Source organism: Rhizobium sp. 01N48, assembly GCF_056399145.1.
The window spans coordinates 123,604-135,052 of sequence record NZ_JBFTQT010000009.1 but is presented as its reverse complement, the minus strand read 5'-3'; the positions used below and the strand labels follow the sequence as shown (position 1 = coordinate 135,052).

Sequence of the window (11,449 nt, the reverse complement as noted above, 5' to 3'; positions counted from 1 at the left end):
ACGCTTACAAAAGACGCCCCGCTGAAACTGATATCTTGAGAAAAGCAGTTTTGAAATTACGCCCTTCGCAGATTGGCGTTACCGCTAATAGCTTATTTTTCAGCAATTACTGATTGTTTTTGATTGCCATTTTCAATGATTAGACGCTGAAAATCGCGCCAGAGTGGCGTGCGCCGCCGAGCTGACAACCTCTCCTGATCGCCAATCGGGGGAGGGTGTGTTTTCGGCCATCCCTGCCGCGCCATCGTCGATATCTGGAAAAACTCTTCCGCCAATCCGCATATTGCCTCGTTCGAATCCCGCGCTTAAAGCTTGTTGTCACAAATGTCATGAGAAGCGGACCGATGAGCAGAGATTACTATTCCAGCATGGGCGGCCTGCCGCCGCAGACCGATCTTTTGTCGAGCAAGGCGGTGTTCACGACGGCCTACGCCGTCATCCCGCGCAGCGTGATGACCGATATCGTCACCAGCTATCTGCCCCATTGGCAGGGCACGCGCGCCTGGGTGATCTCGCGCCCGATGACCGGCTTCTCCGAGACCTTCTCGCAATACATCATGGAAGTGCAGCCGGGCGGCGGCAGTGACCGGCCGGAGCCGGAAAAGCGCGCCGAGGGCGTGCTCTTCGTCGTCGATGGCGAGGTCACGGTCGATCACGAGGGCGCAACCCACGTGCTGCGCCCCGGCTCCTTCGCCTTCCTGCCGGCCGGCTCGAAATGGACGCTCTGGAACAAGGGTGCTGCTACGGCCAAGTTCCACTGGATCCGCAAGGCCTTCCAGCCGGTCGAAGGCCTGGAGCCGCCGCCGGCGCTTTTCACCCATGAAGATCAGAACCCGCCGCAGTCGATGCCCGATACCGACGACGTCTGGGCGACCACCCGCTTCATCGACCCGTCCGACCTGCGCTACGACATGCATGTGACCATCGTCACGCTCGAGCCCGGCGGCGTGATCCCCTTCATGGAAACCCATGTCATGGAGCACGGTCTTTACGTGCTCGAGGGCAGGGCGGTCTATCGGCTCAACAAGGATTGGGTCGAGGTCGAGGCCGGCGATTACATGTGGCTGCGCGCCTTCTGCCCGCAGGCCTGCTACGCCGGCGGCCCCGGCCGCTTCCGCTATCTGCTCTACAAGGACGTCAACCGGCACATGCCGCTGTTCTAGGCGGTGCGACGTTTGGGGAGGCAGCGTCGATGACGGCATCGATCGAGATCAGGCGGGCCGAAGCGGCGGATGCGGCGGCACTCAGCCATTTCGCCGCCCGCCTGTTCCGCGCCACCTATGGCGAGGATACGCCGGCCGCCGATCTCGAAGCCTATGTTACCAAGGCCTTCCGGCCGGACATTCAGGCCGACGAGATCGCCGACCCTGAGGCCGCCGTCTTCCTGGCAACGGATGGCGACACGCTTGCCGGCTACGCCTATCTCGTCGTCTCGCCATCCATCGCCGATGCCAGCCTGCTCAGCCGCATCTACATCGACGCCGCCTGGCGCGGCCAGGGCCTCGCCAACCGCCTGCTCGACGCTGTCGTGTCGGAATGTGCGGCGCGGGGCGTGGAGCGCCTGCAGTTGACGGTCTACGAGAAAAACGCCCGCGCCATCGCCTTCTACAACAAGGTCGGCTTCGTGCCGGTCGGCAGCACCACCTTCACGGTGGGCGATGATGTGCAGAGGGATATCCTCATGGAACGGGATGTGACTGCGCGGTTCGCCAACTAGCGCTGGCCAACCTCTCCACCCTCATTCCTGTCCTTGTGACAGGAATCCAGCCACGGCGCGTCTGCGCCGTGAAAGGACTCTATTGCATTCACGGACGTGAATGCGCTGGATCCCTGTGACATCGCCCGGACGAAGTCTGGGTACAGGGATGAGGGAGTGGTAAGCTGAGCCCAGCCAAGCAAAAGCAAGGCCGAACCGCCCCCGTCTCACATCGCCAAATCAGATATCGCTCGTCGCATACGGCCAGCGCCGCACAGCCTGCGCCGCCGTCATCCGCCGGATCTCCCCGCCACCGACGAGCCGCCGCAACACCCGACCATCGATCACAACAAGGCTGCTCATGATCAGCGCCATTCCCGCAAGCTCGAACATCCGCAGCCGCTCGCCGAGAAAGAGTGCGCCCAAGAGCGTTGCGCTCGCCGGCACCAGCAGCGTCACCAGCGAGGCGTTGGTGGCCCCGGCCGAGGCGATGAGGCTGAAGTAGAGGATGAAGGCGAGCGCCGTGCACAGAAGGCCGAGGATCGCGATCGCCAGCCATGTCGAGCCGCTTACGGGGATGATGTCATCAGGCGCGCAGAAGATCGCGACGACGGACAGCATGAGCAGGCTCGAGACCGTCAGCTGGCCGGTGGCGATCACCTCGGCGCCGATGCTGCGGAAGCGTCTCGCCAGCACCACGCCGAACGCATAGGAGATGGAGGCGCCGATGACGGCGAACTTCGCCCATAGCGGCCCGTCGAGATTGGAGATCAGGCCGGGGCCGATCAGCACCGCAGCACCGGCGATGCCGAGTGCGATGCCAGCGAGTGCCGCCATCGACAGCCTCTCGTCTTTCGCAAGCAGAGTGGCGACGAAGATCGTCCAAAGCGGCGTCGTTGCGTAGAAGATCGAGGCGAGGCCTGCGCCGATCTCGGTCTGCCCGGCGAATATCAGCGAGAAGGGGATCACGTTGTTCAGCAGCGCCAGGCCGAGGAAGCCGGCCGGGTGTGCCAGCGCCGGCGCGAAGGACAGGCCACGAAGCTTCAGCCAGAGATGCAGCGCCAGCGCCGCGATCGACACCCGGTAGAAGACGAGAGCCAGCGGCGAGATCTCGGAAACGGCGATCCGCCCGATGAAGAACGAACCGCCCCACAGCGCGCCGAGCACCAGCAGTCGGCTCCAATCGCGCGAGGACATCGCGCGCCCCGCCGTGGCAGGCACGACGATGCTGTGTGATGAGACGGGCCTTTCCGGTGTTGCGATGCCACGCATGCCCTTTGCCTCCCCAAAAGAAAACGGGGCCAATCGGCCCCGTCTCAACTCGTCATCTCAGATGTCGCCGCCGGCGTTGGTCCAGAGGTTGGCGGCCTCCGCCGCTGTCATCCGGCGCACCTCCGCCTCGTCGCGGCGGCTGGAAAACAGCTCGCTTGCCATGATCTGGTCGGCAAGGTCAGCTGGTAGCGACAGGATCACGCGACCGTCGCCGCTGTGAAGGCCGCCGAGTTCCGAACGCTTGCCCGTCACCATACCGCCGGCCACCGTGTTGTTGGTCTCCGGGTCGATCAGGATGAAGGCGCCCGAGGAGCGGTTCTGCTCATAGGGGTCGAAGATCGCCGCTTCGTCGAAGGTCAGGTGCACCTTGCCGATGGCGTTCATGTAGAGCGTCTCGGCCGAGGTCCAAGTGCCGGTCTTCAGCTGAAGCTGCGCGACGGGCTGAACCTGAACGCGCTGGCGGCGGCTGCCGCTTTTTAGCCAGTAGCGCTTTCCAGCCTCGATGCCCTCGGGCTGCAAGGCGACGATCTGGGCGTCGAAGGACAGACCCACCTGCGGCTGGCTGTCGATCGAAACGATCATGTCGCCGCGCGCAACGTCCACCTGGCGGTCTAGCACCAGCGTGATCGCATCGCCCGCGACCGCAGCGTTGCGCACGAGATCGAAGGTGACGATCTTGGTGACGTTGGCGACCATGCCCGACGGCAGGATCATGACACTGTCGCCCGGCTTCACAGAGCCGCCGGCAACCGTGCCCTGATAGCCGCGGAAGCTTTCTCCCGGGCGCGACACGCGCTGCACGGAGAGGCGGAAGCCGACCGTCTGCGACGAGCGCACGGTGGCAAGCTCCAGCGTTTCCACCAGCGTCGGGCCGGCATACCATGGCATCGAAGCCTCGCCGGAGTAGACGACGTTCTCACCCTTCAGCGCCGACATCGGGATCGCGGTGATCTGCTTGACGCCGAGCGAGAGCGCGAATTCGCGGAACTCGTGGACGATCTTGTCGAAACCGGCGCGATCATAGTTCGTGAGGTCGATCTTGTTGACCGCGAGCACGAATTGCTTGATCCCGAGCAGCGAGGCGATCGTCGCGTGACGGCGCGTCTGCTCGAGAATGCCGGCGCGGGCGTCGACCAGCAGGATGGCGAGGTCGGCAGTCGAGGCGCCGGTCGCCATGTTGCGGGTGTACTGCTCGTGGCCGGGCGTGTCGGCAACGATGAAGGAGCGCTTGTCGGTCGCGAAATAGCGATAGGCGACGTCGATTGTGATGCCCTGTTCACGCTCGGCCTGCAAGCCGTCGAGAAGCAGCGCGAAGTCGGGCAGGCCGAGATCGTTCTGCTTGCCGGTGGAATCGCGGCGCAGCGTCGCTGCCTGGTCTTCCTTGACGGCCTTGGTGTCCCAGAGCAGTCGGCCGATCAGCGTGGACTTTCCGTCATCGACGCTGCCGCAGGTGATGAGGCGCAACGGTCGCGTGTCGCGCACGGCCTGGGCGGGCTCGGCGGCGGGGGCGGCGATGGCGCTTGCTGTTGCTGCTGCAGTCATCTCAGAAATATCCTTCACGCTTCTTTTTCTCCATGGAGCCGGACTGGTCGCGGTCGATGGCGCGGCCCTGGCGTTCGGAGACAGTGGCAATTTCAAGTTCGGCGATAATGTCGTCCATCGTCGTTGCGGTGGACTTGATCGCGCCCGTCAGCGGGAAGCAGCCGAGCGTGCGGAAGCGGATGAAGTCTTCCTGCTTCGTCTCGCCGGGCAACAGCTCCAGGCGCGGATCGGTCGCATCGATCATCATGCCGTCGCGCTCGACATAGGGACGCTTGGCGGCGAAGTAGAGCGGCACGATCGGAATGTTTTCCGCCTGGATGTAGCGCCAGATGTCGACCTCGGTCCAGTTCGACAGCGGGAAGGCGCGCACGCTCTCGCCGCTGCGGATCTGGCCGTTATAGATGTTCCAGAGCTCGGGCCGCTGGTTGCGCGGATCCCAGCGGTGGTCGGGCGTGCGGAAGGAGTAGATGCGCTCCTTGGCGCGGGATGCTTCCTCGTCGCGCCGCGCGCCGCCGAATGCCGCGTCGAACTTGCCGGCGTCGAGCGCATTGCGCAGCGCTTCCGTCTTCATGATGTCGGTGTAGCGCGCCGAGCCGTATGTGAACGGCGTGATGTTTTCGGCCGCACCGCGCGGATTGATGTGCTCGATCAGGTCGAGATCATATTCCTTCACGATTTTGTCGCGGAAGGTGATCATCTCCGCGAACTTCCAGCCGGTGTTGACGTGGAGCAGCGGGAAGGGCACGCGGCCGGGATAGAAGGCCTTGCGCGCCAGATGCAACAGCACCGAGCTATCCTTGCCGATCGAGTAGAGCATCACGGGACGCTCGAACTCGGCTGCCACTTCGCGGAAGATATGAATGGATTCGTTTTCGAGCGCCTTCAGATGAGGGTCGAGCGGCGGCTTGGTGCTCTGCGGATTGCTGAGTTCCGTATCCGGACGGCTATCGGGCATGTCTTACTCCAGACTTCCAATTCCTTGGCGGGGGAGGCGGACCTCACCCTGTTTTCGTTTCGGCATCCGTCGCTGCGGCGCCAATTTCAATGTCCTGCCGTGCGGCCCCCTCATCCGCCTGCCGGCACCTTCTCCCCGTTGGGGAGAAGGGACGTGTCGCTGGCATCGTCGTCCCATCAACTGTCGGAGAGGGGCTGGGGTGCCCGCCGCTTGTCTCTTCTCCCCAACGGGGAGAAGGTGCCGGCAGGCGGATGAGGGGGCTCCGCACTCGAAGCCACCATCGTCAATTCTACTGCGCGATCGTCACCGCCGAAGCCTCTTCAGCCACGTGCAGGCCGCATTCGCGCGTCTGGTCCTGTTCCCACCACCAGCGGCCGGCGCGCTCGGGCTCGCCGGGCTTGATGGCGCGGGTACACGGCTCGCAGCCGATCGAGGGGTAACCGCGCGCATGCAGCGGGTTGATCGGCACGCTGTTGTCGGCGACATAAGCCTTGATGACATCGATGTCCCAATCGGCCAGCGGATTGACCTTCAGGAGATGGCGATCGGCGTCATATTCGGCAAACGGCGTTTCGGAGCGATTGGCCGATTGGCCGCGGCGCAGGCCGGTGATCCAGATGGTTGCCCCATTGAGCGCGCGCGCAAGCGGCTTCAGCTTGCGCACGCCACAACAGGCATGCCGGGCTTCGACGCTCTCGTAGAAACCGTTGAGGCCGTATTGCGCCGCATAGGCGTCGATATCGGCCTGATCGGGCTCGTAGCGGCTGATGTGGATGTCGTACTGCTTTTCCGTCTCGTCGATCAGGTTCAGCGTCTCGGCAAAGAGGCGGCCGGTCTGCAACGTCACGACGTCGATCGGCAGTCGGTGATTGCCGATCTCGGCGGTGATAACCTGGTCTTCGATACCAAGCGACGTGGTGAACACCACCCGCCCGCCAAGGCCGGCGACGAACGACAGGCGTTCCGCCAGAGATAGGCTTGCAAGCTTCGTGTTCAGCGTTTCCGCTTCTTCGATTGTATGAGCAACAGTCATGGGAATCCTGTCCTAGATGTTGACAGGAGTATCGCAGCTTGGGGATGGAGAGGACAGAAACAGGCGTTTCGAAAGCGGGCTGGAAAGGAGCAAATATCTCTCCCCGGCCGCTGCAATGCAGAAAAGCAGCCGCGCCGGCACGGATGGCCAGCGTCGCGCCCTAATCTCTATTGATTTAGTAGAGTTACACGTCGCCTGTCAATCGGAAATGTGATTTGATGCCTGTAGCGCCGCTTTTTCGGTTAAATTCGAAATTGCTGAATTGAGATCAAAAACAAGGCTGAAAAGCCTGTTTCTCAGGGGTTTTACGCGCTTGTTCAAACTATGTTCATCCAGCGCGTGAGATAGAAAGAAAAAGAAGAGTTCCGCCGGGCGCAATTAGTGTCCGCCGCTTGTGTGTCGATGGCTGAAAATGATTACGCAGAAGGCGAAATACGCGCTTAGGGCGCTCACCGTTCTGGCCGAGGCCGATGATGGCGAACCTGTGATGATCTCCGATATCGCGGCGCAGCAGAAGATCCCGAAGAAGTTCCTCGAGCAGATCCTTCTCGACCTAAAGCATCAGGGCATCGTCGTCAGCCGCCGCGGCAAGCAGGGCGGCTATCTGCTTCTGAAGCCGGCCGACATGATCACCTTCGGCGAAGTGCTGCGCATCATCGACGGCCCTATTGCCCCGCTGCCCTGCCTGTCGATCACCGCTTACCGCAAGTGCGACGATTGCGACGGCGAGCAGAACTGCGAAATCCGCCACGTCTTCGCCAAGGTGGCCGACGCCACCCGCAAGGTGCTGTTTTCCACCACCATCGCCGACGCCGTGGCGCCGCGCGGTGCCGAAGTCACGCGGATGCTGGCCTGAGGCACGCACTGGTCCTAGTGGGCCGGCTCTTCCTGATGTGACGCTTTCTCCGCCGCGCACGGTGCGGATATCGTACTTCGTCTGACGGTCTACTGATCGCCGAGGCGCAACTTGCTACATGTCGCGCGCTGCCGTATGATGCATCGCAATTGCAACGCGCGAGGTCGATCATGAAATCCGCAACGCTACCGTCTCTGCGTGTCGATCCAGAGCTACGTGCCGCCGCCGAAAGCGTCCTTGAGGAAGGCGAAACCCTATCCGCGTTCATGGAAGATTCGCTGCGTCGACACGTTCATTATCGGAGAACGCAGGCGGAGTTCATTGCGCGGGGTTTGGCGTCGAGAGAGGAAGCCAAGCGGACGGGTGAGTATTACAGCGCGGAATTCGTCCTCGCGGAACTGAAGGAAATGCTGGACGATGCTCTGGATAAAGATGCTGCGGAATGACTTACTCGGTCCGCTTAACGCGAAGGGCCAGGGAAAATATCAAGCGCCTCTACGAGTTTCTTCTGCAGCGAGATAAGCACGCTGCCAAGCGTGCCTATTCCGCTATCCAGAGAGGCATTGTCAGCCTCAGCCAGTTTCCGTTCAGCTGCCGAAAGGCTGATCTTAGTGAGGCTGGAGACGCTTTTCTACGGGAGATGCTGATCCCATTCGGGGATAGTGGCTATGTCATCCTTTTTGAAATCGAAGACAGCACAACCGTGACCATCCTCGCCGTCCGCCACCAGCGCGAAGACGATTACCACTAACCCCTACCGATCACTCACTTCCCAGCGCGGATTGATCCACGGCTCCTGGTTGGAGCGCGGCAGCGGCTGCTTGCCGAGAATGTGATCGGCGGCCTTCTCGCCGGTCATGATCGAGGGGCCGTTCAGGTTCCCATAGGTCACGTGCGGGAAGATCGATGAGTCTGCGACGCGCAAACCATCCACGCCGATAACCCGCGTCTCCGGATCGACCACCGCCATCGGATCGTCCTTGGCGCCCATCTTGCAGGTGCCGCAGGGGTGATAGGCGCTTTCCAGGTGCTCGCGCAGGAAGGCGTCGATCTCTTCGTCGGTCTGGACGTTCTCGCCCGGCTGGATCTCTGAGCCGCGATACTGGTCGAAAGCCTGCTGGCCGAAGATCTCGCGGGTGAGACGCACGCAGTGGCGGAACTTCTCCCAATCCTCTGGATGGCTCATATAGTTGAAGCGGATCAAGGGATCCGCCTTCGGGTCGGATGAGGCGAGCGTCACGTTCCCCCGCGATTTCGACAGGTTATAGCCGACATGCACCTGGAAACCGTGGCTCTTGGCCGCCGCCTTGCCGTCATAGCTGATCGCGACAGGCAGGAAGTGATACTGGATATCCGGTTGCTTGACGCCGGGGGCTGAGCGCAGGAAGGCGCAGGCCTCGAACTGGTTGGAGGTGCCGAGACCCGACTTGGTGAACATCCACTGCGCGCCGGCCACGCCCTGCCAGAACCAGGGAAGCCAGGAATAGAGCGAGACCGGCTTGGTCGAGACCTGCTGGAAGTAGAATTCCATATGGTCCTGCAGGTTGGCGCCAACACCAGGCCGGTCGGCCTTCACCTCGATCCCCATCTCCTTCAGATGCGCCGCCGGGCCGATGCCGGAGAGCATCAGCAGCTTCGGCGAATTGAACGACGAGGCCGAGACGATCACCTCGCGGTTCGCCTTGATCACCTCGACCTTGCAGCCACGCTCGATCTCGACGCCAACAGCCCGGCCGTTTTCGATCACGATCCTGCGGGCAAGGCCGTAGACCAGATCGACATTCGTCCGCTTCAGCGCCGGCTTCAGATATGCTGACGCAGCCGACCACCGGCGCCCCTGAAAGATCGTCTGCTCCATCAGCCCGAAGCCTTCCTGCTTCGAGCCGTTATAATCGTCCGTCGCCTCGAAGCCCGCCTGCTTGCCGGCCTCGATGAAGGCGTGGAACAGCGGGTTGCGGAAGCCGCCACGCTGCACATGCAGCGGCCCGTCGGTCCCGCGCCATCCCTCTTCGCCGCCGTGGCTGTGCTCCATCCGCTTGAAATAGGGGAGCACGTCGGCATAGGCCCAGCCATTGGCGCCGAGCGCCTCCCAGCGGTTGTAATCCTCCGCATGCCCGCGCACATAGACCATGCCGTTGATCGACGAAGACCCGCCGATCACCTTGCCGCGTGGCGCGGTGATGCGGCGGTTGTTGAGGTTCGGCTCGGGCTCGGAAAGATAGCCCCAATTGTAGCGCTTCATGCTCATCGGCCAGGCCAGAGCCGCCGGCATCTGGATAAACGGCCCGAAATCCGACCCGCCGGCCTCGATGACGATAACACTGTTCTTGCCGTCTTCCGACAGACGATAGGCAAGCGCCGAACCCGCCGAGCCGGAACCGATGATGACGAAATCTGCCTGCTGCATGATGAGCTCCATAGCTCGTGATGGTGTGTTTAAGACCCCGCCCCAAACCCCTCCCCACAAGGGGGAGGGGCTTAATCCGCTGCACTTTCCCAGCCCGTTTCAGCGCTGAGCGATTGCGGCAATCTAGCCCCTCCCCCTTGTGGGGAGGGGTTGGGGAGGGGTCTTTATCTCAAAGTCTCAATAAGGCGCCTGAACCGGCCCCATGCCGACATAAACCGTCTTCAGCTCCGAATAATGCTCCAGCGCAGCAATCGAGTTCTCGCGGCCGAAGCCTGACTGCTTGGAACCGCCGAAGGGGATTTCGACCGGGCAGAGATTATAGGTGTTGATCCACAGCGTGCCGGCTTCGAGAAGGTCGACCACCCGGTGGGCGCGGCTCATGTCGGAGGTGAAGACGCCGGCCGCCAGGCCGAATTCCGTGGCGTTGCCGCGCGCGATGACTTCCGCCTCGTCCTCGAAATCGAGCACGCACATCACAGGCCCGAAGATCTCCTCGCGGGCGATGGTCATCTCGTCGGTCACGTCGGAAAACACCGTCGGCTGCACATAATAGCCTTCGCCCGAGACATTGTTCGGAATGCCGCCGCCGACAACCAGCGTCGCGCCCTCGGCCTTGCCCTTCTCGATGTATTGGAGAACCTTCTCGCGCTGCGCCCAGGAGACCATCGGGCCGATCTGCGTCGCCTCGTTCATGGGGTCGCCGATCGCCATCGCCTCGGTGCGCGCCTTCAGCCGCTTCAGGAATTCGCTTTTGATATCCTTCTGCACGAAGACGCGGGTGCCGTTGGAGCAGACCTGGCCGGTCGAATAGAAGTTGCCGAGCATGGCGCCGCCGACGGCACTGTCGATATCGGCGTCGTCGAACACGATCAGCGGCGATTTCCCGCCGAGCTCCATCGTCACATGCTTGAGATTGCCGGCCGCTGCCGCCGCCACCTTGCGGCCGGTCGGCACCGAACCGGTCAGCGACACCTTGGCGGCATCTGGGTGGTTGACCAGCAGCGGCCCGGTATCGCGGTCACCCTGGATGACGTTGAAGAGCCCCTTGGGCAGGCCCGCCTCGATCAGGATCTCGGCGATCTTCAGCGCGCCGAGCGGCGTGTTCTCGGAGGGCTTGAAGACCATGGCGTTACCTGCGGCAAGCGCTGGTGCGGCCTTCCAGCAGGCGATCTGCTGCGGATAGTTCCAGGCGCCGATGCCGACGCAAACGCCGAGCGGCACGCGCTTGGTATAGGCGAAATCGCCGCCGAGCGGGATGTAGGAGCCGTTGAGGGCCGCCGCGATCACGCCGCCGAAGAACTCGAAGCTATCGGCGCCCGAGGTCGGGTCGGCGACGATGGTTTCCTGGATCGGCTTGCCGGTGTCGAGCGTTTCGAGCTCCGAGAGTTCGCGGTTGCGCTCCCGCATGATATCGGCGGCCCGCTTCAGGATACGGCCGCGCGCCGTCGGGCTCATCGCCGCCCATTCCGGCTGCGCGCGCTTGGCCGCGGCGATCGCCTTTTCGACGATGGCGGGCGTGGCCGCGTAAAGGCGCGCGATGATCTCGCCGGTCGCCGGATAAAGGCTTTCGATCACGGTGCCTGCATCGTCCTCGACATATTCGCCATCGATGAAGTGCGATGCTGTGGGCTGGGCTCTCATGGGTCTATCCTTTTAGCGGTTGGCTGCGGCAGAGTGGGGGAGGGCAT

The 11,449-nt window shown here is 62.7% G+C and carries 11 protein-coding genes; 5 read left to right on the top strand and 6 right to left on the bottom strand.

Translation table 11 applies throughout. The features are described 5' to 3' along the window. Window positions 1-344: 344 nt before the first annotated feature. Together AC1DOG_RS17955 and AC1DOG_RS17950 are read left to right on the top strand one after the other, a co-directional pair. Window positions 345-1,163 (top strand): bifunctional allantoicase/(S)-ureidoglycine aminohydrolase, encoded by an 819-nt coding sequence (locus AC1DOG_RS17955; RefSeq protein ID WP_112982161.1) that lies wholly within the window; start codon window positions 345-347, stop codon window positions 1,161-1,163. Between the two features lie 29 nt (window positions 1,164-1,192). Then, window positions 1,193-1,717, top strand: a complete 525-nt coding sequence (locus tag AC1DOG_RS17950) for a GNAT family N-acetyltransferase (RefSeq protein WP_477929915.1) — start codon at window positions 1,193-1,195, stop codon at window positions 1,715-1,717. 219 nt (window positions 1,718-1,936) lie between these two features. Here the strand turns inward: AC1DOG_RS17950 and AC1DOG_RS17945 are convergent, their stop codons facing one another. The 4 genes from AC1DOG_RS17945 to AC1DOG_RS17930 all read right to left on the bottom strand — a co-directional run bounded on the left by AC1DOG_RS17945 (window position 1,937) and on the right by AC1DOG_RS17930 (window position 6,498). Then, window positions 1,937-2,968: a DMT family transporter gene (locus AC1DOG_RS17945; protein WP_477929913.1), complete on the bottom strand. Its 1,032-nt coding sequence runs from the start codon at window positions 2,966-2,968 to the stop codon at window positions 1,937-1,939. A 57-nt stretch (window positions 2,969-3,025) separates the two neighbouring features. Beyond that, window positions 3,026-4,510, bottom strand: a complete 1,485-nt coding sequence (gene cysN / locus AC1DOG_RS17940) for a sulfate adenylyltransferase subunit CysN (protein ID WP_018899022.1) — start codon at window positions 4,508-4,510, stop codon at window positions 3,026-3,028. Window position 4,511: 1 nt separating this feature from the next. Further along, on the bottom strand, window positions 4,512-5,465 hold the full coding sequence (gene cysD / locus AC1DOG_RS17935) for a sulfate adenylyltransferase subunit CysD (RefSeq protein WP_111564372.1): 954 nt from the start codon (window positions 5,463-5,465) through the stop codon (window positions 4,512-4,514). Between the two features lie 289 nt (window positions 5,466-5,754). Beyond that, entirely contained in the window at window positions 5,755-6,498 is a 744-nt protein-coding gene (locus AC1DOG_RS17930; RefSeq protein WP_477929910.1) for a phosphoadenylyl-sulfate reductase, read from the bottom strand. A 412-nt stretch (window positions 6,499-6,910) separates the two neighbouring features. Here AC1DOG_RS17930 and AC1DOG_RS17925 point away from each other — a divergent pair, with 412 nt between their 5' ends. The 3 genes from AC1DOG_RS17925 to AC1DOG_RS17915 all read left to right on the top strand — a co-directional run bounded on the left by AC1DOG_RS17925 (window position 6,911) and on the right by AC1DOG_RS17915 (window position 8,105). Further along, window positions 6,911-7,354: an RrF2 family transcriptional regulator gene (locus AC1DOG_RS17925; protein WP_026283096.1), complete on the top strand. Its 444-nt coding sequence runs from the start codon at window positions 6,911-6,913 to the stop codon at window positions 7,352-7,354. Between the two features lie 170 nt (window positions 7,355-7,524). Next, window positions 7,525-7,800, top strand: coding sequence for a YlcI/YnfO family protein (locus AC1DOG_RS17920; RefSeq protein WP_477929907.1), 276 nt, complete (start codon window positions 7,525-7,527; stop codon window positions 7,798-7,800). Continuing rightward, window positions 7,797-8,105: a type II toxin-antitoxin system RelE/ParE family toxin gene (locus AC1DOG_RS17915; protein WP_477929905.1), complete on the top strand. Its 309-nt coding sequence runs from the start codon at window positions 7,797-7,799 to the stop codon at window positions 8,103-8,105. Before AC1DOG_RS17920 ends, AC1DOG_RS17915 begins: the two co-directional genes overlap by 4 nt. Before the next feature lie 3 nt (window positions 8,106-8,108). On the opposite strand, the gene betA is transcribed toward AC1DOG_RS17915, so the two are convergent. Then, window positions 8,109-9,761, bottom strand: coding sequence for a choline dehydrogenase (betA, locus tag AC1DOG_RS17910; protein WP_477929903.1), 1,653 nt, complete (start codon window positions 9,759-9,761; stop codon window positions 8,109-8,111). A 177-nt stretch (window positions 9,762-9,938) separates the two neighbouring features. Beyond that, on the bottom strand, window positions 9,939-11,402 hold the full coding sequence (betB, locus tag AC1DOG_RS17905; protein ID WP_477929901.1) for a betaine-aldehyde dehydrogenase: 1,464 nt from the start codon (window positions 11,400-11,402) through the stop codon (window positions 9,939-9,941). Between the last annotated feature and the right edge of the window lie 47 nt (window positions 11,403-11,449).